This is a genomic window from Paenarthrobacter sp. NEAU-H11 (assembly GCF_050573415.1).
Lineage (GTDB): Bacteria > Actinomycetota > Actinomycetes > Actinomycetales > Micrococcaceae > Arthrobacter.
On the sequence record NZ_JBNZGA010000002.1, the window covers coordinates 289,739 to 314,757 of the forward strand.

23 protein-coding genes are annotated in these 25,019 nt (G+C 68.2%); 11 read left to right on the top strand and 12 right to left on the bottom strand.

The features are described from left to right. Nucleotides 1–6: 6 nt before the first annotated feature. The 3 genes from ACQ3DC_RS03925 to ACQ3DC_RS03935 are packed head-to-tail and all read left to right on the top strand — an operon-like array spanning nucleotide 7 to nucleotide 3,819. Entirely contained in the window at nucleotides 7–2,403 is a 2,397-nt protein-coding gene (locus ACQ3DC_RS03925) for a hypothetical protein (RefSeq protein ID WP_430751598.1), read from the top strand. Nucleotides 2,404–2,411: 8 nt separating this feature from the next. After that, the gene (locus tag ACQ3DC_RS03930; RefSeq protein WP_157241319.1) at nucleotides 2,412–2,618 is read left to right on the top strand and encodes a DUF2945 domain-containing protein; all 207 of its coding nucleotides are present in this window, start codon (nucleotides 2,412–2,414) and stop codon (nucleotides 2,616–2,618) included. Between the two features lie 4 nt (nucleotides 2,619–2,622). Beyond that, nucleotides 2,623–3,819 (top strand): NAD(P)/FAD-dependent oxidoreductase, encoded by a 1,197-nt coding sequence (locus ACQ3DC_RS03935; RefSeq protein ID WP_321214297.1) that lies wholly within the window; start codon nucleotides 2,623–2,625, stop codon nucleotides 3,817–3,819. A gap of 79 nt (nucleotides 3,820–3,898) precedes the next feature. Here the strand turns inward: ACQ3DC_RS03935 and ACQ3DC_RS03940 are convergent, their stop codons facing one another. Then, nucleotides 3,899–5,062 carry an acetate kinase gene (locus tag ACQ3DC_RS03940; protein ID WP_321214298.1) on the bottom strand — a complete coding sequence of 388 codons (1,164 nt, stop codon included), beginning with the start codon at nucleotides 5,060–5,062 and terminating at the stop codon, nucleotides 3,899–3,901. 136 nt (nucleotides 5,063–5,198) lie between these two features. On the opposite strand from ACQ3DC_RS03940, the gene ACQ3DC_RS03945 reads away from it, so the two are divergent. Beyond that, on the top strand, nucleotides 5,199–5,504 hold the full coding sequence (locus ACQ3DC_RS03945) for a hypothetical protein (protein ID WP_321214299.1): 306 nt from the start codon (nucleotides 5,199–5,201) through the stop codon (nucleotides 5,502–5,504). 87 nt (nucleotides 5,505–5,591) lie between these two features. Here the strand turns inward: ACQ3DC_RS03945 and pta are convergent, their stop codons facing one another. After that, nucleotides 5,592–7,682 (bottom strand): phosphate acetyltransferase, encoded by a 2,091-nt coding sequence (pta, locus tag ACQ3DC_RS03950; protein WP_430751599.1) that lies wholly within the window; start codon nucleotides 7,680–7,682, stop codon nucleotides 5,592–5,594. A gap of 265 nt (nucleotides 7,683–7,947) precedes the next feature. Here pta and ACQ3DC_RS03955 point away from each other — a divergent pair, with 265 nt between their 5' ends. Both ACQ3DC_RS03955 and paaK read left to right on the top strand, forming a co-directional pair. After that, the gene (locus tag ACQ3DC_RS03955; protein ID WP_157241303.1) at nucleotides 7,948–8,430 is read left to right on the top strand and encodes a hotdog fold thioesterase; all 483 of its coding nucleotides are present in this window, start codon (nucleotides 7,948–7,950) and stop codon (nucleotides 8,428–8,430) included. A gap of 6 nt (nucleotides 8,431–8,436) precedes the next feature. Further along, nucleotides 8,437–9,786 (top strand): phenylacetate--CoA ligase PaaK, encoded by a 1,350-nt coding sequence (gene paaK, locus ACQ3DC_RS03960; RefSeq protein WP_323056768.1) that lies wholly within the window; start codon nucleotides 8,437–8,439, stop codon nucleotides 9,784–9,786. A 24-nt stretch (nucleotides 9,787–9,810) separates the two neighbouring features. On the opposite strand, the gene ACQ3DC_RS03965 is transcribed toward paaK, so the two are convergent. After that, nucleotides 9,811–11,631 carry an MBL fold metallo-hydrolase gene (locus ACQ3DC_RS03965; protein ID WP_430751600.1) on the bottom strand — a complete coding sequence of 607 codons (1,821 nt, stop codon included), beginning with the start codon at nucleotides 11,629–11,631 and terminating at the stop codon, nucleotides 9,811–9,813. Between the two features lie 139 nt (nucleotides 11,632–11,770). On the opposite strand from ACQ3DC_RS03965, the gene ACQ3DC_RS03970 reads away from it, so the two are divergent. Then, on the top strand, nucleotides 11,771–12,376 hold the full coding sequence (locus ACQ3DC_RS03970) for a TetR/AcrR family transcriptional regulator (protein WP_430751601.1): 606 nt from the start codon (nucleotides 11,771–11,773) through the stop codon (nucleotides 12,374–12,376). A 45-nt stretch (nucleotides 12,377–12,421) separates the two neighbouring features. Here ACQ3DC_RS03970 and ACQ3DC_RS03975 read toward each other — a convergent pair whose 3' ends face one another. Beyond that, the gene (locus ACQ3DC_RS03975; RefSeq protein WP_430751602.1) at nucleotides 12,422–12,844 is read right to left on the bottom strand and encodes a hypothetical protein; all 423 of its coding nucleotides are present in this window, start codon (nucleotides 12,842–12,844) and stop codon (nucleotides 12,422–12,424) included. A 423-nt stretch (nucleotides 12,845–13,267) separates the two neighbouring features. Here ACQ3DC_RS03975 and ACQ3DC_RS03980 point away from each other — a divergent pair, with 423 nt between their 5' ends. Together ACQ3DC_RS03980 and ACQ3DC_RS03985 are read left to right on the top strand one after the other, a co-directional pair. Beyond that, nucleotides 13,268–14,374 (top strand): S1C family serine protease, encoded by a 1,107-nt coding sequence (locus ACQ3DC_RS03980; RefSeq protein ID WP_430751603.1) that lies wholly within the window; start codon nucleotides 13,268–13,270, stop codon nucleotides 14,372–14,374. Between the two features lie 12 nt (nucleotides 14,375–14,386). Beyond that, on the top strand, nucleotides 14,387–14,692 hold the full coding sequence (locus ACQ3DC_RS03985) for a hypothetical protein (RefSeq protein ID WP_157241291.1): 306 nt from the start codon (nucleotides 14,387–14,389) through the stop codon (nucleotides 14,690–14,692). A gap of 84 nt (nucleotides 14,693–14,776) precedes the next feature. Here ACQ3DC_RS03985 and ACQ3DC_RS03990 read toward each other — a convergent pair whose 3' ends face one another. After that, a complete protein-coding gene (locus ACQ3DC_RS03990; RefSeq protein ID WP_231754862.1) occupies nucleotides 14,777–15,172 on the bottom strand; it encodes a VOC family protein in 396 nt (131 codons plus the stop codon). A 245-nt stretch (nucleotides 15,173–15,417) separates the two neighbouring features. Next, nucleotides 15,418–17,529 carry a phenylacetic acid degradation bifunctional protein PaaZ gene (gene paaZ / locus ACQ3DC_RS03995; RefSeq protein WP_430751604.1) on the bottom strand — a complete coding sequence of 704 codons (2,112 nt, stop codon included), beginning with the start codon at nucleotides 17,527–17,529 and terminating at the stop codon, nucleotides 15,418–15,420. 145 nt (nucleotides 17,530–17,674) lie between these two features. Here paaZ and ACQ3DC_RS04000 point away from each other — a divergent pair, with 145 nt between their 5' ends. Next, nucleotides 17,675–18,136: a PaaI family thioesterase gene (locus ACQ3DC_RS04000; RefSeq protein WP_157241285.1), complete on the top strand. Its 462-nt coding sequence runs from the start codon at nucleotides 17,675–17,677 to the stop codon at nucleotides 18,134–18,136. On the opposite strand, the gene ACQ3DC_RS04005 is transcribed toward ACQ3DC_RS04000, so the two are convergent. Genes ACQ3DC_RS04005 through ACQ3DC_RS04015 form a run of 3 tightly spaced genes read right to left on the bottom strand, consistent with a single transcriptional unit; the run spans nucleotide 18,133 to nucleotide 21,714 of the window. Next, a complete protein-coding gene (locus tag ACQ3DC_RS04005) occupies nucleotides 18,133–20,319 on the bottom strand; it encodes a S1 family peptidase (protein ID WP_430751605.1) in 2,187 nt (728 codons plus the stop codon). The genes ACQ3DC_RS04000 and ACQ3DC_RS04005 overlap by 4 nt on opposite strands. Beyond that, nucleotides 20,316–21,044, bottom strand: a complete 729-nt coding sequence (locus ACQ3DC_RS04010) for a tyrosine-protein phosphatase (RefSeq protein WP_430751606.1) — start codon at nucleotides 21,042–21,044, stop codon at nucleotides 20,316–20,318. Before ACQ3DC_RS04010 ends, ACQ3DC_RS04005 begins: the two co-directional genes overlap by 4 nt. A gap of 49 nt (nucleotides 21,045–21,093) precedes the next feature. Further along, nucleotides 21,094–21,714: a GNAT family N-acetyltransferase gene (locus ACQ3DC_RS04015; protein WP_430751607.1), complete on the bottom strand. Its 621-nt coding sequence runs from the start codon at nucleotides 21,712–21,714 to the stop codon at nucleotides 21,094–21,096. Between the two features lie 76 nt (nucleotides 21,715–21,790). Between ACQ3DC_RS04015 and ACQ3DC_RS04020 the strand changes: the two genes are divergently transcribed. Further along, nucleotides 21,791–22,024 carry a DUF6480 family protein gene (locus ACQ3DC_RS04020; RefSeq protein ID WP_104998929.1) on the top strand — a complete coding sequence of 78 codons (234 nt, stop codon included), beginning with the start codon at nucleotides 21,791–21,793 and terminating at the stop codon, nucleotides 22,022–22,024. On the opposite strand, the gene ACQ3DC_RS04025 is transcribed toward ACQ3DC_RS04020, so the two are convergent. The 3 genes from ACQ3DC_RS04025 to ACQ3DC_RS04035 are packed head-to-tail and all read right to left on the bottom strand — an operon-like array spanning nucleotide 22,021 to nucleotide 24,979. Continuing rightward, entirely contained in the window at nucleotides 22,021–22,920 is a 900-nt protein-coding gene (locus ACQ3DC_RS04025) for a 3-hydroxyacyl-CoA dehydrogenase family protein (protein WP_430751608.1), read from the bottom strand. The two genes, ACQ3DC_RS04020 and ACQ3DC_RS04025, sit on opposite strands and share 4 nt — an antisense overlap. Continuing rightward, entirely contained in the window at nucleotides 22,920–23,753 is an 834-nt protein-coding gene (locus ACQ3DC_RS04030; RefSeq protein WP_430751609.1) for an enoyl-CoA hydratase/isomerase family protein, read from the bottom strand. Before ACQ3DC_RS04030 ends, ACQ3DC_RS04025 begins: the two co-directional genes overlap by 1 nt. Beyond that, nucleotides 23,753–24,979, bottom strand: a complete 1,227-nt coding sequence (locus ACQ3DC_RS04035) for a thiolase family protein (RefSeq protein WP_157241279.1) — start codon at nucleotides 24,977–24,979, stop codon at nucleotides 23,753–23,755. The genes ACQ3DC_RS04030 and ACQ3DC_RS04035 overlap by 1 nt, the downstream gene beginning before the upstream one ends. Nucleotides 24,980–25,019 lie beyond the last annotated feature (40 nt).

Below are 25,019 nucleotides of genomic sequence, written 5' to 3' on the forward strand. Positions count from 1 at the left end.
GCACCCATGACCCACACAAGCGGCGGGCCACGCACCCAGGCGGGCCCGCCGTCGTCCGCTGCGCCCACCGCCGACCACCCGCTGCACACTCCCGCCCGGGCCGACGGCGTCCAGCTCATCGGGCCTTCCGAGGGATCCGGCTACCGGGAGCCGCCATCGCTGGTCCGCCGCGCCGACGGCCAGACCCTGCAACTGACGCCGCTGCTGTTCGCGGTGCTGGAGGCAGTGGACGGGACACGGACCATGGAGGAGGTTGCCCGGCACGCCAGCGAGGCGTCCGGAAGGCTGATCAGCGCGGACAACGTCCGCACATTGATGGACTCACAGCTGCTGCCGCTGGGACTGCTGCGGCTTGCGGACGGATCCCAGCCCGAGGTCCGGAAGGCTGATCCGCTGCTGGGCATGCGCTTCCGCTACACAGTGACCGATCCGGAACGCACCCGCAGAATCACGGCACCCTTCACGGTTCTGTTCAACCCGCTGGTGGTCGTATTGGTGACCCTGGCATTCCTGGCTGCCTGTTGGTGGGTGCTGATGGTCAAGGGCCTGGGATCTGCCACCCACGAGGCGTTTGAGAACCCGGTCCTGCTTCTGTTGATTTTTGCCGTCACCATCCTTTCCGCGGGGTTCCACGAATTCGGGCACGCCGCCGCTGCCCGCAGGGGCGGGGCCACGCCCGGCGCCATGGGTGCAGGCCTGTACCTTGTCTGGCCGGCGTTCTTCACGGACGTCACGGATTCCTACCGGCTGGGCCGCGGCGGCAGAATCCGCACGGACCTTGGCGGCCTGTACTTCAACGCCGTTGTTGCCGTAGGCATCATGGGGCTGTGGTGGGCTACCGGCTTCGATGCCCTGCTGCTGGTGGTGGTCACCCAGATCCTGCAGATGGTCAGGCAGCTGCTGCCTCTGGTCCGCTTTGACGGGTACCACATTTTGGCCGACGCTACCGGCGTGCCGGACCTCTTCCAGCGCATCAGGCCCGTCCTGCTGGGCCTGCTTCCCTGGCGCTGGGGACGGCCGGAAAACCGGGTCCTCAAGCCGTGGGCGCGCGCCGTCGTGACCCTGTGGGTGCTGGTCACCGTGCCGCTGCTGCTGTTCAGCCTTGCCATGATGGTGCTGGCCCTGCCCCGGCTCCTGGCCACCGCCTGGAGCAGTGCGGCCAAACAGCAGGAGCTGCTCGCCGGGAGCCTTGGCGCCGGCGACCTGGCCGGCGCCGCCGTGCGCATCCTCGCCATTGCGGCCGTGGCCCTTCCCATGGTTGGCATGCTTTACATCCTGGTGCGGCTGCTGCGGCAGCTGGTCACCGGCCTCTGGCGGAAAACGAGCGGACACGCACTTCGGCGGACTGCCGCGATGGGCGCAGTGGCGGCACTGCTGGCGGGGCTTGCGTGGGCGTGGTGGCCCGACGGCGGCACGTACCGTCCGGTGCAGCCGTACGAACGCGGGACGTTGGCCGATGCGACGGCGTCGGTCCTGCCTGCCTCGGGCACAGCGCTGCGGGAAGGCGGCAGCGGACGGACCGTGGCCCTGTGGCCCGAAGGCGCCGCAAAGCCCACCCGGGAGAACCCTCAGTTGAGCATGGTGCTGGTGCCGGTGGACGCTTCCGCGGGGGCTGGTCCGGCAGGAACCGCCAGTTCAGAGGCTCCGTCCTGGGTGTTCCCCTTTGACAGACCGGCAGCTCCCGGGGAGGGCGGCAACCAGGCCCTGGCCGTCAACACCACCGACGGGTCCGTGACATACAGCGTCGCCTTCGCTCTGGTGTGGGCCGAGGACGGTGAACCCGTTGATACCAGGAATGAGGCCTACGCCTTTGCCAGCTGCAGCGGGTGCGCGGCCGTGGCCGTGGGCTTCCAGGTGGTCCTCATCGTGGGCCAGGCAGACGTTGTGGTGCCGGAGAACCTCTCCGCCGCGGCGAACTACAACTGCTTAGAGTGCCTTACCTATGCACTGGCCAGCCAGCTGGTCCTCACCTTGGATGGCCCGCTTAGCGAAGCGGGCATGGCCTCCCTTCAGGCGCTGTGGGCAGAAATCGCCGAGTACGGCCGGAATATCCAGAACGTGCCGCTTTCCGAAATCCAGGCCACCCTGTCCTCCTACAAAGCACAGATCATGGCCATCGTCCAGGCGGATCCCAGCGCCACACAAAGTTCCGCCCAGGAAGCCACTCCTGCTCCTTCCGGGGAACCAGGCCCAGCCCAGGCACCAACGGCCCCGGCCTCATCCGGCACGGGCACCGGCGCAACCGCTCCGGCAGGGACAGCGCCCGCCACCGCCCCGGCGACCCAGCCGGCGCCAGGCGACGCGCCGCCGTCGTACGCCCCCGTTGAGACACCGCTCCCAACGGCGGATACTGGGGGCACGGCTCCCGCAGCCGAGCCGCTTCCCACCACAAACCCCACCTAGGAGCACAGATGTCATTGGGCAAGGGAACGTCCGTGGAATGGAACACCCCGCAGGGCAAGACGCACGGCAGGATCGTGGAAAAGAAGACCAGTGACTTTGAACTGGACGGGAACACCCACCGTGCCAGCGAGGACGAGCCGCAGTATGTGGTGGAGTCGGCCAAGACCGGAGCCCGGGCCGCGCACAAGGCTTCCGCCCTGACCGAAAAGAAGTAGCACGGTGGCCGCGCAGCACGAGGTGGTCATCATCGGCGGCGGCAACGCTGGCGTGTCACTGGCCGCCCGCCTGGAGCGCTACGGGGTCAAGGACGTGGCCGTCGTGGAGCCCAAGGACCACCACTTCTACCAGCCGCTGTTCTCCCACATCGCCGGCGGCCGGGCGCAGGCAACGGAGGCCGTCCGGTCGCAGGAGTCCGTGATCCCCCAGGGCGTGACGTGGATCCACGACGCCGCCGCCGGTGTGGACACGGACGCGAACACCGTCACCCTGGCGTCCGGTTCCACTGTGTCCTACGGACAGCTGGTGGTGTGCCCCGGCCTGCAGTATGACTGGGATGCCGTGCCCGGCCTGGCCGAGGCCGTGCACTCGCCCGCCGGCGCCTCGCACTACGAGTTCGAACTGGCGTCCAAGGCCTGGACCCTGTTGAGCGGCCTGACGTCCGGCACGGCCGTCTTCACCATGCCCGCCGGTCCCGTCAAATGCGGCGGCGCAAGCCAGAAACCCATGTACTTGGCCTGCGACTACTGGCGGGAACAGGGTGTCCTGGACCGGATCCGCGTGGTGATGGTGCAGCCCTACCCCACCGTGTTCGGCGTCCCGGAGGTGGACCGGGAGCTTGACCGCAAGATCGCCGAGTACGGCATCGAGCTGCGGACCAACAGCGAACTGGTTGCCGTGGACGCGGCCGGCCAGACAGCCACCATCCGGGACCTGGCCGCCGGTACCGAGGAAAACCTGCACTACGACGTCCTCAACGCCGTTCCGCCGCAGTCCGCCCCGGACTGGCTCAAGGCGACCGACCTGCCTGCAGCCGGTGACGCCGGCGGCTTCGTGGAGGTGGACCGGCAGACGCTCCGGCACATCCGGTTCCAGAACGTCTGGTCGCTGGGGGACGCGGCCGGAACCACCAATTCCAAGTCGGGGGGCGCCCTGCGGAAGCAGACGAAGGTCCTGGCCAAAAACCTGGTGGCCGCGCGGAAAGGCAAGGCCCTGCGGGCAAAGTACAACGGCTACTCGGTGTGCCCCTTCACGGTGTCACGCGACACCGTGGTGTTCGCCGAGTTCGACGACCGGTACCGGGCCATGCCCACCATTCCCCGGGTGCCAACCTGGAACGAGAGCAGGCTGTCCTGGGTGGTGGACCGGGATATCTTCCCGCAGGTCTACTGGAACCTGATCCTCAAGGGCAGGGCGTAAGTGAGAGAGCGTCCGGGGAAACCCCGCGTTAAGTGAAAGAGCGTCCAAGGAAACTCCGCGTTAAGTGAGAGAGCGTCGGTTACCCGGCCGCGGAAGTCACGACGGCGGCAGTCGCCTCCGCGATGGCCCGCTCCTCGTCCGTGGGAACCACCAGGACGGGAATGGCGGACCGCGCCGTGGAAATGACGCGCGGCTCCTTTGACCGCTCGGCGTTCAGGCCGGCGTCGAGCTCTATGCCCAGCGCGCCCAGCCTGTCCGCCACCAGGGCACGGAACTGGTGGGAGTTCTCGCCGATCCCTGCAGTGAACACCAGTGCCTTCGCCCCGCCCACGGCGACGTGGTACCCGCCGATGTACTTGGCCAGCCGGTAGGAGGTGACGGCGAGCGCCGTCGCAGCCCGCGCGTCGCCGGATTCCGAGGCCTCCACCACGGAGCGCATGTCGTTGTTGCCGGCCAGGCCTTTCAACCCGGATTCCCGGTTGAGCATGGTGTCCAGGTCCTCCGGCGTCCAGCCTGCCCGGCCCAGGAACACCAGGATGGACGGGTCCAGGTCGCCCGAGCGGGTCCCCATCACCAGGCCTTCCAGGGGCGTGAAGCCCATGGACGTGTCCACGGAGTGGCCGCCCCGGATGGCGGTGACGGAGGCGCCGTTGCCCAGGTGGGCAATCACGCCGTCGAACTCTTCCATGGGCAGGTCCAGCAGCGCTGCCGCGCGCCGCGCCACGTACTCGTGGGAGGTGCCGTGGAAGCCGTAGCGGCGGATGCCGTGGTTGGTGTACAGCTCATCCGGGACAGCGTAGCGCCAGGCGTGCTCCGGGAGGGTGCGGTGGAAGGCGGTGTCGAACACGGCAACCTGCGGCATGTCCGGCCACTTCCTGGTGATGGCGCGGATCCCCAGCACGTTGGCCGGGTTGTGCAGCGGTGCCAGCGGGTTCAGGCGCTCGATGGCGCGGGTGATCTCGTTGTCAATCAGTACGGGTTCGGCGAACCGCTCGCCGCCGTGCACCACCCGGTGGCCCACTGCCGCCAGCTCCAGGCCGCCGAGTTCCTGGTGGATGGCGGCGTCCACCTGTTCCAGTGCCTCGGCATGGTCCCGCGGGCCCTCGATTTCCCCGTCCCCGTCACCGCCGTTGCCCATGCCGATCTTCTCGATCAGCCCCTCGGTCAGGACGCTCCCGGCCGCGACATCGCGCACCTGGTATTTGAGCGAGGACGATCCGGAGTTGATGACGAGCACGAGCATGAGGGGCCTCCTGAGCCTTGCTTCTGCGGTTCAAACCCCACTATAGGTGGGCGCGGCGGCCGATTCCTTGCGGATGGGCCCGGCTGCGCCTAGAGTCGGGGCGGACAGGCTGGACCACGCCCGAGAGGACACTTCCATGACGAACGAACCCGCGTCGATTGACGAGAATGATCCCACCAACACGGGATCCAGCAGCACCGCTCCCCTGAATGCCCAGGCGGATTCGGATGCCCGGCCGGGCTCCGGAAAGAAGGACCCCACGGTGGTGGAGGGCGCCAACCCGGCCCTGGACGACACCGGCAACCTCAAGGCCGCCGAGACGGGCGAAGCCCCCGAGGCTCCGGAGAACACGGAGGACCTGGACCTCACCCCGCAGGGCCTGTCGGACGAACCCGCCAAGCAGGAGGACCAGGAAAGCCTGGCCAAGCCGGACAACAGCTGACTTATGCAAAAGGGCGACGCCGGCACCCATGGTGGTGTCGGCGTCGCCCTTTTGCATTGGCCCTCCCCCGCGGGCCTGGAGAGGGCCTTAGGAGGGTTCTTGGGAGGCCTGCGCCTGGGCCTGGATGGCCGTGATGGCTACGGTGTTGACGATGTCCTCCACGGTGCAGCCGCGGGAGAGGTCGTTGACAGGCTTCCGGAGCCCCTGCAGGACAGGCCCGACGGCGACCGCCCCGGAGCTCTGCTGCACCGCCTTGTACGTGTTGTTGCCGGTGTTGAGGTCCGGGAAGATGAAAACGGTGGCCTGCCCGGCAACCGAGGACCCCGGCATCTTTGACTCGGCGATGGAGGCGTCCACCGCGGCGTCGTACTGGATGGGGCCTTCGACGGCGAGGTCCGGCCGGCGCTCACGGACCAGCTCGGTGGCCTGCCGCACCTCGTCCACCGCCTCCCCGGAGCCGGAGCCGCCCGTTGAGTAGGACAGCATGGCCACCCGCGGCTCCACCCCGAACTGGGCGGCGGTCTCCGCCGAAGCCAGCGCAATGTCCGCCAGCTGCTCCACGTTGGGGTCAGGGTTCACCGCGCAGTCGCCGTACACCAGCACCCGGTCCGGCATGAGCATGAGGAACACCGAGGACACGATCTTCACGCCCGGGCGCGTCTTCACGAACTCCAGGGCCGGCCGGATGGTGTGGGCCGTGGTGTGCGCGGCCCCGGACACCATGCCGTCCACCACGCCCAGCTGGACCATCATGGTGCCGAAGTAGCTGACGTCCTGCATGATCTCCAGCGCCTTGGCCAGGTCCACCCCCTTGTGCGCCCTCAGCTCGGCGTACTTCTCGGCAAACTTCTGCCGGAGGTCCGAGGTGGCGGGGTCCACGATGCTGATGCCGGTGAGGTCGATGCCGTTCGCTGCGGCCAGTTCGCGGACGTCAGGCTCCGGCCCAAGCACGGTGAGGTCGCAGACGTCGCGCCGGTGCAGGATCTCCGCCGCGCGCAGGATCCTCACGTCCGTTCCTTCCGGCAGCACCACGTGCCGGCGCTGCGAGCGGGCGCGTTCGATGAGGTCGTGCAGGAAGCGCAGCGGCGTCATCCGCTCGGCCCTTGGCAGGTGCAGGCGCTCCACAAGTTCGGTTTCGTCCACCCGGCGGGACCACAGCCCCAGGGCGGAGGCAACCTTGCGGCGGTGCCCGGACCAGATCTCGCTGCGGACTTCGGAGACCCGGCGCGCGGTGGTGTAGGTGTCCTCCTTCGTGGCGAACACGGGGAACGGCGCCTGCGCCAGGAGCGGGTAGATGTTGGCGTCCGGCGCGAGCCCGCCGGTGAGGATGAGCGCGGATGCCACCGGAAATTCCGGCGAGAAGGATGAGGCCAGGCAGGCCACCATCACGTCGGCGCGGTCCCCGGGAACGATCACCAGCGCGCCCTCGTCCAGCACGTTCAGGAAGTTGCCCACGTTCATGGCCGCCACCTTGATGTCCTTGACGTCGCGCTCCATGTCCCGCCGGCCGGCGATCTGCCGGACCCCGAGCGCCGTGGCCACTTCACCGGTGGTGGGCCGGGCTATCTCCTCCAGTTCCGGCAGGACGTACACGGGCCGTTTGGACGCGCCGGGCTTGACCGCCGCCCCGATCGCTTCCACGTCCTCCGGGTCCGCACGGTTCACCAGGATGGCCAGGAGCGCGCACCGTTCTGCGGCAAGTTCCTTCCGGGCAACCTCGACGGCGGCCACGGCTTCTGCAACGGTCCGCCCCTTGGCGCCCACCACGGCCACCACGGGCGTGGCCAGGTTGTTCGCCAGGCGGGCGTTGAGGTCGAATTCGACGGCGGAGTCCTGGCCCACCAGGTCGGTTCCCTCCACGATCACCACGTCGCAGTGCCGCGAAATGTCCGCGAAAATTTCCACGCAGCGGGCATCGATCTCGGCGCGGTTGCCTTCCGCCAGCAGATCACGGACTTCGGTGTAGGTCAGGCCGCCGCGGCACCGCTCATCCTCCAGCGCGAAACGGGATTTCATCAGCGCCACCATGGGATCGGCCGTGGCATCCGGGCCGTGGACCACGGGTTTGAAGAAGCCGATCCTGTCCGCGTGCCGGTGCAGGGTGTCCGCCAGGCCCAGGGCAACAAGTGACTTGCCCGAGCCGGGGGTGGTTGCGCTGACGTAAATGCCTTTGGCCATGGTCCGCCCTTTGCTGTGCTGGTGCCGGTCCCTCCATCCTTGCACTTCCAACCCTCCCGCGCCGCCGCTGTACGTTCCCGCCCAGTTGCCGGCCGCCGTCGTCCCTTCCAGCCCAGTTTTCGAACGCCTCCCTGGACTGCCCCCACAGACTGCTGGCCTGGACCCTCCTAAACTGGGCTGGTCCGGCCGCCCTCCCCTTGACACAGGACCCCTCGATGGGATTACCTAATGAACATTCGGTAAATAAAGCTGGAGGCAATGACGCATGGCTGAAACCACCCTTTCCGGGCCCACGCACCAGATCCTGGAGAACGACTATGCCTCCGAGTGGATGGGCATCCAGGTCCTCGCCATCAGCGACGGGCACGCCACCATCCGGATGACCCTCCGGCAGGAAATGCTCAACGGCTTCGGCATGGCCCACGGCGGAATGATCTTCGCCTTCGGGGATACGGCGTTCGCCCTCGCGTGCAACCCCGCCGTGCCGGCACCCGGCGAGGAAAACAGCATCACCGTGGCCTCCGGCGTCGACATCAACTTCCTCAAGCCAGCCTTCCGCGGCCAGGTGCTCACCGCAGTGGCGGACCGCCGCTCCAGCGCCGGACGCAGCGGCCTGTACGACATCCAGATTTTCGCCGCCGACGCCCCGCCCGCCGACGCCGGCCAGCCGGGCGAGCCCACCCCGAACCAGCCAGGCGAGCTCATTGCCGAGTTCCGCGGACGCAGCCGCACCATCCCCAAGAAGTAGGAAACCATGACCCTGCATGCCCCCGAATCCCCCGCAGCCACCACCGCAGCCGGACTGGACCGCGAGGAGACCATCTCCCGCGACGAGCTCGAGGCCCTCCAGCTCAGCCGGCTACAGCACACCGTTGCCTACGCCTACGAGCGCGTGCCCCTCTACAAGCGCAAGTTCGACGACGCCGGCATCCACCCCAACGACCTGCGTGAACTGAGCGACCTGGGCAACTTCCCGTTCACCACCAAGGACGACCTGCGCGAGGAATACCCGTTCGGCATGTTCGCGGTGCCGCAGCACGAAGTAGCCCGCATCCATGCCAGCTCGGGCACCACGGGCCGGCCCACCGTCGTCGGCTACACCAAGCAGGACCTGGCGGACTGGGCAAAACTCGTGGCCCGCAGCTTCCGCGCCTCCGGCATCCGCCCGGGCATGAAAGTCCACAACGCCTACGGGTACGGCCTGTTCACCGGCGGCCTGGGCGCCCACGCCGGCGCCGAAGCCCTGGGCTGCACCGTCATCCCCATCTCCGGCGGCCAGACCGAACGCCAGATCCAGCTGATCCAGGACTTCAAGCCCGACGCCATCCTGGCCACGCCCACGTACCTGCTGACCATCGCCGACGCCATGGCCCACATGGGCATCGACCCCGCCTCCACGTCGCTGAAGTATGCGGTGCTGGGCGCCGAGCCGTGGACCGAAGAGATGCGGCACGAGCTTGAGGTCACCATGAACCTCAAGGCCTGCGACATCTACGGGCTGTCCGAAGTGATGGGCCCGGGCGTGGCCGGCGAAGCGGTGGAAACACAGGACGGCAGCCACATCTGGGAGGACCACTTCCGCCCCGAAATCATCGACGCCTTCAACCCGGTAGTGGGCAAGGAAAACGTCCTGGGCGACGGCGAGCACGGCGAACTGGTGTTCACCTCGCTGACCAAGGAAGCGCTGCCCATCATCCGGTACCGCACCAAGGACCTCACCCGCCTGCTCCCCGGCACGGCCCGCCCCGCGCACCGCCGGATGGGGCGCATCACCGGCCGCAGCGACGACATGATCATCCTCCGCGGCGTGAACGTGTTCCCGTCCCAGATCGAGGAAATCGCCCTCCGGATCCCCGAACTCAGCCCGCACTTCCAGCTGGAGCTCACCCGCCCCGAGGGGCAGCGGATGGACCAGATGACGGTCAAGATCGAACGCCGGGAGAGCGTCACCTTCGAGCAGAGCACGACGGCGGCACGCACCTTGAAGGAACAGATCAAGATCCACGTGGGTTCCTCCTGCGCGGTTGACGTGGTGGAGCCGGGCTCGCTTGAGCGGTCCAACGGCAAGCTGCGGAGGATCTACGACCTGCGCCCCAAGGGGTAGCAGCCCAAGGGGTAGCAGCGGTGCTCAGGGCCGGTCTTCTCCCGGCACCATGAGGACGAGGTTTCCCGCAATGTCCCCGCGCTCCAGCCGGGCGTGCGCCTGCCGCGCCTCAGCCAGCGGGAACCGGTCCGCGATCACCGGGGCTATTTTCCGCGCCCCGAGCAGTCCATAAAGCGTGGCCCACGCCTCCATCAGCGGCCGGCGGTCCAGCCGCCAGGACGTCGTCCCGTACAGCCGGATCCTCTTGCCCTTCGGGATCAGGTCCTGCCCTGCGGCCCGGGCCAGGAGGCGCAGGGTGGAGGCCGGGCTGCCGGGGTTGGCGTACTCCACCAGCACCCCGCCGGGCCGCAGCACGGCAAGGCCGGCATCGGCCCACTCCCCGCCTGCCCCGTCCAGGACTGCATCGACGCCGGCGGGCTCCAGCCTGCGGAGGGCCTTGACCACGTCGTCCCGCTGCGTGTCCAGGGGCACCACCCCGTGCTCAACGAGCCAGCGGTGTTTGGCCGGGATGTCCACGCCGTACATCCTGAGCCGCAGCAACCGGCCGAGCTGGACGATCGCCGTACCGATCCCGCCGGCGGCGCCGGTGACAAGGACGGCCTGCCCCCGCCGGATCCGGGCCACGCGGGAGAGGGCCTGGTGGGCCACCAGGTAGTTCAGCGCAACAACCACCACCTCGCCGGCGTCCAGTTCATCGGGAATCCGCATCATGGGGTGCGAGCTGGCGAAGATGTACTCGGCGTACCCGCCCTTCTCGGTCATCACCACCACCCTGTCCCCCGGCGCAACCGCGGTGACGCCCGCCCCTGTCGCATCCACCACGCCCACCACGGCGTAGCCGGGCACAAAGGGGAACGTCGGCGGGTAGGTGGAGAGCCCGCTGCGGGCCTGCACGTCAACAGCGCTCACGCTGCACGCCTCAACCCGCACCCTGGCCTCGTCCCGTCGCGGCGTCCGCAGCCGCCGTCGTACAACCTCCAGCACTTCCGGCCCGCCCATCCGGACAGCGGCCACGCAGCGGTACTCCAAAGGCGCCTCCGGCGCCGCGGTTGAAGCGGCGGCATTGTCCGCAGCACCGGCCCTGGCGGCCAGTTCTTCCAACTGGCGGGAGGCCGCCGGCCCGGACACCGCACGCCCGTGCCCGCTGGCCAGGACCCGCGGCCGAAGCCGGGCCAGCGTACCGATGGAAGCCTCCGCCGTCGGCCAGTCGCAGGTGGCAATCCGGGGCGGGTCGCTGACCCTGTGCGTCCGGCCCAGGAGGCCGCGCAGCGAGTTCACGTCAGTGGTCAGCACCGCGTCGCCGGTGAGCAGCACGCCGTCGGCCTCCCGAAAGAAGGCGATGTGCCCGGGTGTGTGCCCCGGGGTGGGCACGCACCTCCAGTCCGGAAGCCCCGGGACGCCGGCTGCCGGATCGAAAGGACGCACGACGGAGGTCAGGTCCGTCGCGGGCATGGTCCCCTGCGGCAGGACCTTCTGCAGTGGACGCAACACCCGGCGGTCGAGGGGGTTGGCGTATTCATCCAGCAGCTTCCCGGACGCCTGCGGCAGTTCATCCGGATGAACGAAAACCGGCACGTCCCACCGGCGGGCCAGGCCGGGGACGGCGCCGGTGTGGTCCGGGTGGATATGCGTCAGGATAATCGCTGCGGGCGTGCTGCTTTTTCCAAAGAGGGACTCCGCAGCGGCCGCAATCGCCTCGTCCGCCTTCGGCCAGCCGGCATCCACCAGCACCCAGCCCTGCCCGGAGCGGACAAAATAGACGTGGGAGGCGAACCGGCCGCTCCCGGTGGGCAGCTGGTACACGCCGTCCGCGACGGCTGTGGGCTGGGGTGTGCTGGGCCTCATGCCTGTGCGCCTTCCTGGAGTAATGCGGCTGGTTTGCCTGCCCTACCAGCGTGGTCCTCCCGCACAAACCGCCACAGGGTCCAAGGTCCCTCGCCGATAACGGCCTAAATAACCGAACGTTCATGAGAAAATGGCCGGTATGTCCACAACTGATGCACCCACCAAGCGCGGCCGCCCGGGGTACGACCAGCAATCGGTGCTCCGCATCGCCGTCGACGTCTTCAACCGGCACGGCTACGACGCCACCTCAATGGGGATCCTGGCGGACAACCTCGGCATTTCAAAGTCTGCCATCTACCACCACGTCCCCTCCAAGGGCGACCTCCTCAAACTCGCACTGGACCACGCGCTCGGCGGGCTCGAGGCCATGCTGGAAGAACCCGCGGCGGTGTCCGGCGCGGCGGATGCGCGCCTGGAGTTTGTGCTGCGGCAAACCGTGGCGGTGCTGGTGGACCGGCTGCCGTTCGTCACGCTGCTCCTGCGCCTGCGCGGCAACACCGAGATAGAGCGGGACGCCCTGGAACGCCGTCGCGCGTTCGACCACAAGGTTGCCGGGCTGATCTCCGCCGCCCGGGACGAGGGCTCGCTGCGCCAGGACATCGATCCGCGAACCGTCACCCGCCTGCTGTTCGGCATGATCAACTCCATCGTTGAGTGGTACAAGCCGGGCGGCTCCCTCTCGCCCGAACGGCTGGCGGACGACGTGATCACCATGGCGTTCGACGGCCTGCACGCGGAACCCTAGCAGCCTGCAGTACGGGTCTCGCGGCACTGGCCTACGCCGCCCCCCTCACTGGCTGGCGATGACCACCGTCATCGAAGAGCCCTTCGAGGCTGAGATGTAGGCGTTCTCGAACGAGAGCGTCCCGCTGACCACTGCCTCCTGAATGGTGCCGCGATTGGTGGTTCGCTGCACGAACTGTCCGGGCAGGATGTCCCTCGACGTGCTGCCGCCGCGTTCGATCGTTCCCGTACCCTGCCACGTGAGGTCCAAGCCGATGTCGGTCCCGTCGGAAAGCGGCACTGTGGCGGTGGCATGTACCGAAGTGCGTTCGAAAGTGAACACCTCTGTCGGGGCTTCGCCGTAGACCGAGTAGCCCTCCCCGGTGCAGACGTTGAAGCTGGACGAAGAGTAGAACATGGTGGTGCCGCCGCCGAATGCGGTTCCCGCGGCAGCCGATATGGAGCTGAAGGCGCATCCGTCCTCAGACATCGTGCTTGTATAGGCCTGCGCGTACTCGGAGGTGTACTGCATCCTGAAGACGTCAGCGGCCTGTGCTGGTGGTGCTGCGACCAAGCTGCTTCCCAAAGCAGCTGCCAGGCCCGCTATCGCTGCGATGCGGGTTCTTGGATTCGAGTTTGCAGTACGCATGAAGCGCCTCTTCTTCCGATTAATTGTCCCTCCCGGCCGGGCTGGATGCCCGAAGGCTAGCACCGCCCCAGGAGCGCAGATAGGGCCCTTCGGCAGTGCCTTCCGGGCAGCCCCGCGTCCACCGGCTCCGGCCCGGCCCCGTCTCGCCGGTGACGTTATCCGGGCGCCGCCGCGCGCGACGGAACGCGGATAATAAGCGTGCTTGGTATTTTGCCCGCTCCCCGGCTACCGTGGTAGAAAACCAGCATCCGCAGGGAGGTACCAATGAGCCAAGCCAGCGGTCCGCAGCGTACAGGCCGCCTGCGGACAGTACTTGGAACCACCGCCCTCGCGGCCGCACTGGCCCTCAGCGGCTGCACCGGGACGCCAAGTCCCCCGGCGCCCAGCGACACCACAACCGCCGCTCCCACTTCCACCTCCACCGCCACGCCGGGCAGCTCTTCGCCGGCCCCGGCACCGGCCGCGGCGGGCGACATCCCCCAGCTCGTGGAGAACCTCGCGCCGTCCGTGGTGACCATCTTCACCGAGGGCGGCCTGGGCAGCGGCGTTGTCTATTCCGAGGACGGCCTCATCCTCACGAACGAACACGTGATCCGGGGCAACACCACGGTGGAAGTTGCCTTTGCCGACGGCCAGCGGGTAGAGGGAACAGTCAAGGCCACGGATCCTGTCACCGACCTCGCCCTGGTGCAGGCAAAGCGCACCGGCCTGCCCAAACCCGTCTACCAGGCCAACCTGCCGCGCGTTGGTGAGGGGGCTGTGGTGCTGGGCTCTCCCCTGGGCTTCGAGAACACCGCCACGGCCGGCATCATCTCGGGACTGCACCGCTCCATCCCGGGCTCCGCCTCCAACAGCCTGTCCCTCGTGGACCTGATCCAGACCGATGCCCCCATCAGCCCCGGCAACTCCGGCGGCGCCGTCATCAACATGCGCGGCGAAATCATTGGCATCAGCGAGGCCTACATCCCGCCGTCTGCAGGCGCCGTGGCTTTGGGATTCGCCATTCCCGCCGCGACGGCCGTGGAGGTGGCCGAGGACCTGCTGGCGGACGGCACTGCCGAGCACGCCTACCTGGGCCTCACGCCCGGCGAACTTACGGCCCAGATTGCCGAGCAGCTGGGCATTGACGCCAGTACCGGCGTCGTGGTCCTGGCAGTGGACGACGGCGGTCCGGCGGCACGTGCGGGCATCCGGCCGGGCGACGTGCTGGAGTCGATGGAAGGCGTGGAACTGAACGCACCGGAGAAGCTCCTGGCGGAACTCCGCGGCCGCAATCCCGGCGATACCGTAGGCTTCAAGGTCAAGCGGGGAGGTCAGAGCCTTGACGTCAAGGCGGACCTCATCGCCCGGCCCACAAGTAACACCCGATAGGAAGGTAAGAACATGAGCCACCCCAAGGACGATGCAGAGGCCGGATACATCATTCCGGACCCCTCAAAGATCCGCGAAGACCTAACCGGCGACGCCGGAGACGAAGCCAACGCCATCCGCTTCAGCGAAGAGCAGGCACTGATCGAGGAACAGTCCCACGGCATCCGCCCGGACACCTACAGCGTCCCCTCCGGCGGCCCCACCATGGCGGAGGCCCGCGGCAACATGGACCTTTCCGACCAAAGCGAAAGCGGGCACGGCACCGGCCGCGAGGACGACAGCAGCGACGACGGCCTGCATGGCGGCGCCGAATCCTGACCCCGCTTCCTGCCGGAACGGCAGCAGGGGCGCCCCGGAAACCCGGGGCGCCCCTGCTGTGTTTTGGGGGCGTTCGCTGCGCCGCTAGAGCTCGTACTCGGCCTGGACGCCCAGCTTCTCGTGGACGCAGAGGATGTTGTGCTCGGTGTCCATGAACCAGGCACATTTTTCCGAGTCGGTTGTGCAGATATGGTTCTCGGTCCTCAGGTTCGGCAGGTCATAATCCTGGAACCTGACGCCCCTGGCCTCCATGTCCCGGACCGTCCTCTCGATGTCCGTCACCTCAAAGCTCAGGGCGGTGTGCTCGGAGTGCTTACCGTCCGAAACCGGCAACAACTGCAGCATCGGGCCGCCGTCACTGCCGAGCAATTCGCTTCCATCGTCTGCCTTGCCGCGGAGCGGGAGTCCGAGCTTTTCGGTGTAGAACCTACGGGCGCGTGCTGGATCGTCGACTGGCAGGACCGTTGTGGCTGTGTTCATTCTTAGGCTCATAAGGGCCACCTCCTACGGGCAGAATTTTACGCTTCCGCCAGCCAAAAAGATCCCCGCGCTCCCTCACTTCCCGCAGGAAGACCCACACCCTCTCTCACTTAATGCGGCTTAAGCGCCAACGCTCTATCACCTGTCGCCGGCAGGTGATAGAGCGTCCGGGGGTAACCCGCGTTAAGTGAGAGAGCGTCCGGGGGAAACCCGCGTTAAGTGATAGAGCGTCCGGGGGGCGTGGGCTACTTGGCGACGAGGGTGAGGACGTCGTAGGTGGCCACGATCTCGTCGTCCTGGTTGGTGAGCACGGCGTCCCAGGCCACCTCGCCGTATTCGTCGGTTTCGCGGGGGGTGATCTTCTTGGCCGTGAGGGTCACCCGGATCGAATCACCTGCGGCCACAGGGGTGATGAAGCGCAGGTTCTCCAGCCCGTAGTTGGCCAGGACCGGGCCCGGGGCAGGCTCCACGAACAGTCCGGCGCCCCAGGCAAGCAGGAGGTAGCCGTGGGCCACGATGCCCGGGAAGAACGGGTTGGCTTCCGCGGCCTCCTGGTTGGTGTGGGCGTAGAACGTGTCGCCGGTGGAGTTGGCAAACGCGGTGATGTCCTCCAGCGTGACCTGGCGCAGGTCCGAGCGGACGGCGTCACCGATCCGCAGCGTCTCCAGCGACTTCCGGAACGGGTGGGTCCCCTCGGTTTCCAGGGTGAAGTTGCGGTCCGCGCCGGCGTGCCACAGTCCGGTGACGGCGGTGAGCATGTTCGGCGAGCCCTGGATGGCCGTGCGCTGCATGTGGTGCATCACCGACCGGATGCCGCCCAGTTCCTCGCCGCCGCCCGCACGGCCGGGACCACCGTGGACCAGGTGCGGCACGGGCGAACCGTGGCCCGTTGACGAACGTGCGTCCTCGCGGTTGAGCATCAGGACACGTCCGTGGTGAGCCGCGATCCCGGTGACAAGTTCGCGGGCCACGGACGGATCGTTGGTGCACACCGAGGCCACCAGGGAGCCGCCGCCGCGGGCGGCGAGGCGGACGGCGTCGGGAATGTCCTTGTACCCGATCACGGACGAAACGGGACCGAACGCCTCGAGCGAGTGCACTTCCTCGGCCTCGGGGTCCTGCCAGTTCAAGACGACGGGCGCCATGAATGCCCCGCCGTCCACCACGCCGGTGGTTCCGTCGGCGGAAGTGACCGACGGCGAATCGAGGGTTCCGTACGCAAGCTCACCGCCGGCGTCGAGCATGGACTGCACGGCCGCGCGCACATCGTTCAGCTGCTCCACCGAGGCGAGGGCACCCATGGTGACGCCGTCGGCCCGGGGATCGCCCAGGACAACGCGCTCGGAGATCCGCGTGCCGATGGCCGCTGAGACTGCGGCAACCAGCTCCTGCGGCACGATGGCGCGGCGGATGGCGGTGCACTTCTGCCCTGCCTTCGCCGTCATTTCCGTGACCACCGATTTTACGAAGGCATCGAATTCAGGCGTCCCTTCCACCGCGTCCGGGCCGAGGATGGCGGCGTTCAGGGAGTCCGTTTCGGAAGTGAAGCGGACCCCGCCCTGGACCACATTGGGGTGGGCCTTCAGGGAAAGCGCGGTGGATGCGGAGCCGGTGAAGGCCACCAGGTCGCGGTAGTCCAGGACGTCCAGCAGCCCGCGGACGGAGCCGGAGATCAGCTGCAGCGAGCCCTTGGGCAGGATGTTCGATTCGACGATGGCCTTGACCACTGCGGCCGCCACGTAGCCGGTGGGCGTTGCGGGCTTGACGATGGTGGGGACGCCGGCGAGGAAGGCCGGGGCGAACTTTTCCAGCATGCCCCAGACCGGGAAGTTGAAGGCGTTGATCTGCACGGCGACGCCGGGGATGCGGGTGTAGATGTGTTCGCCGGCGAAGGAGCCGTCCTTGGACAGGACCTCCATGGGGCCGTCCACCACCACCTGCGAGTTGGGCAGTTCGCGCCGGCCCTTGGAACCGAACGTGAAGAGTACGCCGATGCCGCCGTCGATATCGATCATGGAGTCCACCTTGGTGGCGCCCGTCTGGGCCGAGAACGTGTAGAAGTGCTCGCGCCGGGCATTGAGGTACTGGGCGAGCTCCTTCAGCTTGAGGGCACGCTGGTGGAAGGTGAACCGGCCGAGCTCCTGTTGGCCCGTGCTGCGGCCGTAGTCCACGACCGCAGCCAGGTCCAGCCCTTCAGTGCTCACCTTGGCCAGGATCTCCCCCGTGCTTGCGTCCCTGACGGGCGTCGCGGACCCGGCCGATCCGGCGTCGGGGGTCCACCAGGAATCCATGATGAAGCTGGGCACTGTCTCCACGGTGTCGACCGTGGCCTGGGGAGCTGTGGCGGTGGTGGTCATCGTTGACGGGTCCTTCCAACAAGGGGGCAGGCAGAATCGGCCAATGATTACTGACCGTCCGTTCGGTAATATATTCACCATACATGAAGTGCCGTGCTGCACACTAGAAGGCCGGGACTGAATCCGGCCACCCAAAGGAGAATGTATGAGCGCCCCGTCACCCATGGATGCTGCCGAGAACCAGCCCTCCGCGCACGAGCTGTGGAAGATCACGCTCGGGGAGCTGGACGAGAAGATGGGCGTGAAGATCGTCGAGGAGTCCGTCCAGCGCGTGGTGGCCACCATGCCTGTGGAGGGCAACCGGCAGTCGTTCGGACTGCTCCACGGCGGCGCCTCCCTTGCCGTAGGCGAGGCCGTCGGGTCCTGGGCGGCCGTGATCCACGCGAGCACCCTGGGCAAGACGGCAGTAGGCGTGGACGTCTCGGCCACCCACCACCGCTCCGCACGCGAGGGGCAGATCACCATCACCGCCACGCCCATCCACCTGGGCGGCACGCTCACCACCCACGAGGTACTAATCACCAACGAGGCCGGCCAGCGGCTCTGCACCCTGCGCATCACCAACCTGCTGATGAGGCGGCACAAGAAGCCCGCCGCCGAAGCCTAGTCCCGGGTGCGCTGCCTCCGGCGCCGGACCAGCAGCATGAGCACCGCGCCGGCCGCGATGGCCGCCGCGGCCGCGCCCGCCGGCGGGAGGGCATTGGCGCCGGTATAGGCGAGGTTGCCCCCGTCCGCCGCGTCCCTGGCGCTGCCGCCCGTGTCCGCCAGGCCAGCAGGAGGGGTGGACGCCGGACCGGGGACGACGGCGGCGCGGTCGTCCACCGGGGCTGGAGCTGTTGGGGACGGGGCCGGGTCCGCCGGGGCCGGGTTCGCCGGGGCAGGTTCGGCCGGTACCGGCCCAGCGGCTGCCGGAGGCTCCGGGACGGGAGCCGGGTCGGGAGCCGGGTCGGCAGGCGCTGCCGGAACGGGTTCTGCCGGCGCGGGTTGGGCCGGCGCAACAGGGGCAAACCCGAAATCCGCGGCGCCCGAGACGCTGAAGCCGTTGACCGTCTCCGCGGTGAACCGGAGCGTCTGCCTGCCGTCCGGTGCCGTGAAACTCCAGCTTCCGTCAGCATTCACCGGGACCTCGAACCGGTCCTGCCCCTGGACGGTAATCCGCACGGTGGACCCGGCAGCAACGGCCGAGGCCGGGGCGGCGGGAACGGTTCCGCTGACGACCTGCCCGGGTTCATAGGCGCCGCCGGGCGCGGGCGAGGAAACCAGCGGCTTGTTGAGGAAGAGCTCCAGTTGGTAGCCGGGCAGGACCTTCAGGGATTCCTCCAACGTAGCCGCGACGGCGAAGTTGGGCGGCGGGGGTTCGTTGGGCTGGGGGTCGTCGCCGGCGCTGTGCGTCCCTACCGCGTAGTTTCCGCTGATCCACGGACCGCCGGAGTCACCGCCGCTGGATTGCACGTCGTAGGACAGGAAACCGTTGAAGGCGCGGACATCGGCAGGGTCCGCGGGATAGGCGGGTCCTCCCACCAAAAAGATCCCCACGGCGCTCACGGTTCCGCAGGACCATCCCGTCCGCCAGCCCGAACGGCAGACCTCCATGCCAACCACCGGACTGGCGGTGCCGATGATTTTGACGTCCGGTCCCGGCTGCAGCGTGTCACCGTGCGTGCTGGCGGCCGGCACCGGGTCCTGTTCAGGGCTGAGCGCTCCGACGACCGCAATGTCGGTTCCCACGTTGCCGGGGTCCTCAAGTGCCGCGCCGTCCTGGTTCGTGGGAATATTCGGGTCCAGCACCCTCGAATTGCCGGGCCCGCCCAGCTGGCTGAATTCGAAGGCACCCAAGGGCCCGGCAGGCACACCCTGAAGCAACAGGTCCGCGGTTGTGGCCGCGCCGTCACCTGTGCAGTGCCCGGCCGTGAGGACCGCGGGCAGGCCCGAGGGATCAAACGCGGAAAATCCCGTGGAGCAGATTTCGCCTTTGTCCGTTTGGTAACCCACCCCGCCCGGGACGTCCGCCTCAGGCTTAAGGGGCGCGCCGCCGTCGAGCACTACGTTGGCGTACCTCGCGACGAATTCCGACGGCGATATCTTGCCGGGGGCGGCAGTGGTGTCCAGCGTGCCAGGCGGGGTGGAGGGCGCCCCGCCCGTGCCCTGCGTTGCCTGGGCTGCGGCGATGCTGCCCGTCCGGATGACGAATTTGCCGCCGGAATAGACCACTGCCTGCAGGCCGGCGGTTCCGACCTCGCGCAGATAGGCGTGGAACAGCTGTTCGGTGCTCACGGCGATTTGGGATCCGGGAGCGGCCGTCGCCGCAGGAACCGGAGCAGGTGCGGGCTGCGGCGCTGAACTGCCGGGCGCTTCAAGGTTGAGGCCAGCCAGGCTGCCGGACAGCCGGTCGACGGCCGACTGCAGCTCGGCCCCCGTACCACTCACGATGATTCTGTTGTCCTGCAGCCTGATGCCTGTATAGCCGGGAACGCCGCGCAGCCGGCTGGCGGCAGCAGCTGCCCGGCTGCCCAGCTCCCCTGCCGCATTGAACTGCTCAGGGGTGAGGCCCAGGTCCCGCCGGACCGCGTCGGCGAGGCCCTCCTCCGAAAGCCCGGCGCTCCCCGTTTCCGCGGCGGGTGCAGTGGCAGCAGGGCCGGACGCTGCAGCCGGAGCCGGCGGCGCCGCGTCCTCCGCCTCCGTCATGGCCCAGCCGGGAGCGTAACCCAGAACGGATGCGGCGAGGACGCCGGCGGCGGCGCCCAGGACAACACCGCGTTTTCCCCGGCGGAACGCTGCACCGGTTCTCATTGTGGTTCCTTGACGCGGGCGGCTCCGCAGAGGGACAGCACCGCATCCAGCTCGGGGACACTCAGTCCGTTGGCCAGCAGGAAAGCGCGCGTGTCCAGGGTCCGCACGAAGTGGGCCACGGCTTCTCCGCGCGACTGGAGGAGGGGGCCAAGTTCATCCTCGGGCAAGTAGCGTTCCCGTGCATGGGGCGGCCCATGGGTGCGGTAGCGCTCGTTGATGCCGCGGGCTGCGCGCCGGTAGCCGTCGGCAATGTCCTGGCAGGAGTCCCCCGCGAGGTCCTGGACCATGGCGGCCACCATGCCGCTGCGGTCACGCCCGGCCGCGCAGTGCAGCACCGCGCCGCCCCGGGCGGAGGCGGCGGCCAGCTCCTTGAAGACGCCCACCAGCTTGCCCGGAAAGAGCCGGGCGTTCTCCGCGTAGTGGGCAGGATCGTTGAGGTAGGGCCCGGCCACCGCGGTGAACTGCGGATGGTTCGGCTCCTCCGTGGGCGCCGAAACGACAGTCATGCCGGACCAGGCCGCCCCGCCCACCACCGGGTCCGTGCTGCGGCGCCGCGCCTCCGCAGCGTTGCGGAGATCGATCACGGTGCGGATGCCGTCGTCGTACGCCTGCTGCCAGCCCGCTTCCGTGAGCCATTCCCGCCGCCCCATCCGGTACACCCCGCCGGCCACATGCCACGCGTTGACAGCACCATGCCAGTCCATGGATCCGCCCGGTTTCCTCATTGGCAAAGTTAATCACACTGGCCACATGAGACGCACGTCATAACGTAGTTCAGCCGAGCCCCTGCCCACGCCGGGCCAGCCTGTACTCGAGGCCGGCCCGGACCATGGGCCATTCGTGCTCCAGGATGGAGTACACCACCGTGTCACGGAGGAGCCCGTCGCCGGTCCGGGAATGGCTGCGGAGCACGCCGTCCTGCTTGGCCCCGAGCCGGGCGATGGCCTCCCGCGACTGGTGGTTGAGCCAGTGCGTCCGGAACTCCACGGCAGGGCAGCCAACAGCCTCGAACGCGTGCCGCAGGAGCAACAGCTTGGACTCGGGGTTCGTGCCGGTGCCGTGGACGGACGCGGCGTTCCAGGTGGAGCCGATCTCCACGCGGGGAGTACCGGCGTCGATATTCATGTAGGTGGTCATGCCGATGATCCGCCCGGGGCCTCCGGTGGCCGGATCGGTCAGCCGGGTGGTGAACGGCAGCATGGAGCCCTGCTCCTGCAGGGCCAGCCGCCGCTCGATCTCCCCGGCCATCTGCTCCGGCGACGGCACCGAGGTGTACCAGAGCCGCCACAGCTCACCGTCCCGGGCCGCGTCCACCAGGCCGTCGTGGTGATCCCCGGACAAGGGTTCCAGGGTTACATACCTGCCAGTCAGCGTAAGGGGTTCCAGGAAAGTCACGGCACCAGCCTAGGTGCAACCACCACGCCACGGTTACGCTGGGGAAACACCCAGGACGGCGAGCAAGGGAGTTTACGTGTCAGGAACCAATCCGGACCCGGAGGACGACAAGATCACAGGCCTGGAGCCCGGCGGTGGCGTGCCGCCGGGCGAAACGCCTCCCGGTGAAGGGTCGGTGGCAGGCACCCAGGAGCCCCGGCAGAAGGGGTCCGGGAAGGGACAGCAGGTCTTCTGGCTTGGAGCCATCGGAGCCGGCGTGCTGCTGTTCCTCCTGTACTTCATCGGCTACATCGTCGGGCTTTTCGACTAACCCGCGGTCCCCTGGCTGGGCCAGTCAAAGAAACCCTTGCCGGACTTCCGTCCCAGCTCCCCCCGGGCCACCTTCTCCTTGAGGATCCGGGGCGGGGCGAAGCGCTCCCCCAGCGTGGAGTGCAGGTACTCGGCGATGCCCAGCCGGACATCCAGCCCCACGATGTCCGTGGTCCGCAGCGGTCCGGTGGGGTGCTTGTAGCCCAGGACCATGGCGTTGTCGATGTCCTCGGCGCTGGCAACGCCCTCCTCCACCATGCGCATCGCCTCGAGGGCGATGGCCACGCCCAGCCGTGAGGACGCGAATCCCGGGGCGTCATTGACCACGACGGCGGTCTTGCCGAGTGCCTCGACCCACCTTTTCGCGGCGGCGGCAAGTTCGGGGGACGTGCGCTCCCCCAGCACCACTTCGATGAGGGTGGACGCCGGGACCGGGTTGAAGAAGTGAAGGCCCAGGAAGTTCCCTGGCCGCTTCAGTTCACCGGCCAGTCCGTTGACGGAAAGCGATGACGTGTTGGAGGCGAGATAGGCGTCATCGGCCAGCCGCTCTTCGATTCCGCGCAGTGAGGTGACTTTCAGGTCCCAGTCCTCGGGAACGGCTTCCACCACCAGCTGCCGGTCCGCGAACGCGTCGTAGTCCACGCCCACGGTGAGCCGGGACGCCATCTCATCGAGGTTCGCGTCCGTCATGCCCCGCTCGATGCTCTTGGCAGCGGCAGATTCCACCCGCTCCCGGGCAGCCTCCGCGGACTGGTCGTCGCGCTCCACCACCAGCACGTCGGCACCCTTGACCAGGAAGGCATGGGCAATGCCGGCGCCCATGCGGCCGCCGCCCAGGACACCGACGAAGACGGGAAGACCAGATGGCAGGCCGGGGGCAGGTTTCGATGTGTTCATCAGTTCTTTTCTCCGGTCTCGGCAGCGGCGCTCCCGGCTGCGTTCTTGTCGGCCTTCCGGGCCTTCTTGGCTGCGTTCTTGTCCAGGAACTTCTGCATCCGGTCGAACTTGGCCTCGGATTCGAAGAGGATGCCCTGGGCCAGCTGGTCGATCAGGGGGTGTGCTTCCGCAGGGGCGTGGAACACGGACTTGGTGATGCGCACGGCCAGCGGATCCTGCCGTCCGATCCTGTCCGCCAGGTTGTGCGCGGCGTCCAGGAGCCCCGCGGGCTCGTGGACCTCGGTAATGAGGTTCACGGCCAGGGCTTCGTCGGCGCCCAGGATCCGGCCGGCCAGGAGGATCTGCTTGGCCACCGGTTCGCCCACCAGTTCCTTCAGCCGCCAGCTGGCGCCGGCAGCGGCGAGGATTCCCAGCCCGGTTTCGGGGTTGCCGATGCGGACACCGGGGGTTCCGATCCGGAAGTCGGCGGCGTACGCGAGTTCCGCCCCGCCGCCCAGGCAGTAGCCGTCAAGTGCCGCGATGACCGGCATGGGCAGCTTGGCGATCCGGACGAAGATGGTGGAGTTGATGCCCTGCAGGGCATCGTCCCGGCGCCGCTCGCGCAGCTGGCCGATGTCCGCGCCGGAGGCAAACACCCCGTCCACGCCGGCAATGATCAGCACCTTGGGGTTCTGTTCCAGCGCCGTGCAGACCACATGCAGCTCGTCCACCATCTGCTGGTCGATGGCGTTGCGCACCTCGGGCCGGTTGAGCAGCACCACCACCCGGTCGCCGCGTTCCTCCACCAGGAGGGCGTGGAACTTCTCCGCGGCCAGGTCCACAGCCCCGGGCATCAGACCTTCTCCAGCAGCATCGCGGTACCCTGGCCCACGCCGATGCACATGGTGGCCAGGCCGATCCTGGCGTCCTCGCGCTCCATGCGCCCCAGAAGGGTGATGGCGATCCGTGCCCCGCTGGAACCGAGCGGGTGCCCCAGGGCGATCGCGCCGCCGTCGTTGTTCACAATGTCCTGTTCCAGGCCCAGGCGCCGGATGCAGGCAAGGGACTGCGTGGCAAAGGCCTCGTTAAGTTCGACGGCGGCAAGGTCGCCTACGCTGAGTCCGCTGCGCTTGAGGACCTTCTGCGTGGCCGGCACCGGGCCGATGCCCATGATCTCGGGTTCACAGCCTGCGGAGGCGCCGTCGATGATCCGCGCGCGGGGCGTCAGGCCCAGCCGCTCGATGGCTGCTTCCGAGGCGACGATGATCGCTGAGGCGCCGTCGTTGAGGGAGGAGGAGTTGCCTGCAGTGACCACGGATCCGCCGTGGGTTACCGGTTTCAGTCCTGCGAGGACGTCCAGGGTGGTGCCCTCACGGGGCCCTTCATCGGTGTCCACGACGTTCTCGGACTTGCGGGTCCTGACGGTGACGGGAACGATTTCGTCCTTGAACCGCCCGGCTGCGATGGCGTCCAGGGCCCGCTGGTGGGAGCGGACGGCGAAGGCGTCGGCGTCCTCACGGGAAATGTTGTCCACACGGGCCACCTCTTCGGCAGTCTCCGGCATGGAGTAGGTCATCTTGCCGTCCCGGGACAGCCCGCCCTTGTGGAACAGCGGGTTGGTGAAGCGCCAGCCGATGGAGGTGTCGAAAATCTGCCCGGGCTTCGCGAAGGCGGCGGTGGGCTTTTCCTGGACCCACGGCGCCCGGCTCATCGATTCCACGCCGCCGGCGATCACGATGTCCGCGGCTCCGGCCTTGATCATGTGGCTGGCCTGGATGATGGCGCTCAGGCCGGAGGCGCAGAGCCGGTTCACTGTGATCCCGGGGATGTGGAGGGGAAGTCCGGCCAGCAGGGTTGCCATGCGGGCCACGTTGCGGTTCTCTTCGCCGGCCCCGTTGGCATTGCCCAGGATGACCTCGTCAATGCTGTCCGGATCCAGTCCCGCCCGGGCCACCGCCTCCCGGAGAACCAGGGCTGCCAGGTCATCGGGGCGGACCGACGAGAGCGCCCCGCCGTATCTACCCACCGGCGTTCGGACCCCGCCAACAAGGAAAGCCTGCGGACCTGCGGTTGCAGCCATGGAAACACCCTTCACGCGATAAACGGCACTGTCATCTGCA

What these genes read in the sequence shown, in the direction of transcription:
- ACQ3DC_RS03940 (WP_321214298.1), bottom strand. Translation starts at nt 5,062, where the DNA reads ATGCTCGTGCTCGTCATCAACTCCGGATCGTCCTCGCTCAAATACCAG.
- ACQ3DC_RS03925 (WP_430751598.1), top strand. Translation starts at nt 7, where the DNA reads ATGACCCACACAAGCGGCGGGCCACGCACCCAGGCGGGCCCGCCGTCG.
- paaK (WP_323056768.1), top strand. Translation starts at nt 8,437, where the DNA reads ATGACCCTGCATGCCCCCGAATCCCCCGCAGCCACCACCGCAGCCGGA.
- ACQ3DC_RS03985 (WP_157241291.1), top strand. Translation starts at nt 14,387, where the DNA reads ATGAGCCACCCCAAGGACGATGCAGAGGCCGGATACATCATTCCGGAC.
- ACQ3DC_RS03980 (WP_430751603.1), top strand. Translation starts at nt 13,268, where the DNA reads ATGAGCCAAGCCAGCGGTCCGCAGCGTACAGGCCGCCTGCGGACAGTA.
- pta (WP_430751599.1), bottom strand. Translation starts at nt 7,682, where the DNA reads ATGGCCAAAGGCATTTACGTCAGCGCAACCACCCCCGGCTCGGGCAAG.
- ACQ3DC_RS04000 (WP_157241285.1), top strand. Translation starts at nt 17,675, where the DNA reads ATGAGCGCCCCGTCACCCATGGATGCTGCCGAGAACCAGCCCTCCGCG.
- ACQ3DC_RS03965 (WP_430751600.1), bottom strand. Translation starts at nt 11,631, where the DNA reads ATGAGGCCCAGCACACCCCAGCCCACAGCCGTCGCGGACGGCGTGTAC.
- ACQ3DC_RS03945 (WP_321214299.1), top strand. Translation starts at nt 5,199, where the DNA reads ATGACGAACGAACCCGCGTCGATTGACGAGAATGATCCCACCAACACG.
- ACQ3DC_RS04030 (WP_430751609.1), bottom strand. Translation starts at nt 23,753, where the DNA reads ATGCCCGGGGCTGTGGACCTGGCCGCGGAGAAGTTCCACGCCCTCCTG.
- ACQ3DC_RS03955 (WP_157241303.1), top strand. Translation starts at nt 7,948, where the DNA reads ATGGCTGAAACCACCCTTTCCGGGCCCACGCACCAGATCCTGGAGAAC.
- ACQ3DC_RS04010 (WP_430751606.1), bottom strand. Translation starts at nt 21,044, where the DNA reads ATGAGGAAACCGGGCGGATCCATGGACTGGCATGGTGCTGTCAACGCG.
- paaZ (WP_430751604.1), bottom strand. Translation starts at nt 17,529, where the DNA reads ATGACCACCACCGCCACAGCTCCCCAGGCCACGGTCGACACCGTGGAG.
- ACQ3DC_RS03990 (WP_231754862.1), bottom strand. Translation starts at nt 15,172, where the DNA reads ATGAACACAGCCACAACGGTCCTGCCAGTCGACGATCCAGCACGCGCC.
- ACQ3DC_RS03970 (WP_430751601.1), top strand. Translation starts at nt 11,771, where the DNA reads ATGTCCACAACTGATGCACCCACCAAGCGCGGCCGCCCGGGGTACGAC.
- ACQ3DC_RS03930 (WP_157241319.1), top strand. Translation starts at nt 2,412, where the DNA reads ATGTCATTGGGCAAGGGAACGTCCGTGGAATGGAACACCCCGCAGGGC.
- ACQ3DC_RS03975 (WP_430751602.1), bottom strand. Translation starts at nt 12,844, where the DNA reads ATGTCTGAGGACGGATGCGCCTTCAGCTCCATATCGGCTGCCGCGGGA.
- ACQ3DC_RS04025 (WP_430751608.1), bottom strand. Translation starts at nt 22,920, where the DNA reads ATGAACACATCGAAACCTGCCCCCGGCCTGCCATCTGGTCTTCCCGTC.
- ACQ3DC_RS04035 (WP_157241279.1), bottom strand. Translation starts at nt 24,979, where the DNA reads ATGGCTGCAACCGCAGGTCCGCAGGCTTTCCTTGTTGGCGGGGTCCGA.
- ACQ3DC_RS04005 (WP_430751605.1), bottom strand. Translation starts at nt 20,319, where the DNA reads ATGAGAACCGGTGCAGCGTTCCGCCGGGGAAAACGCGGTGTTGTCCTG.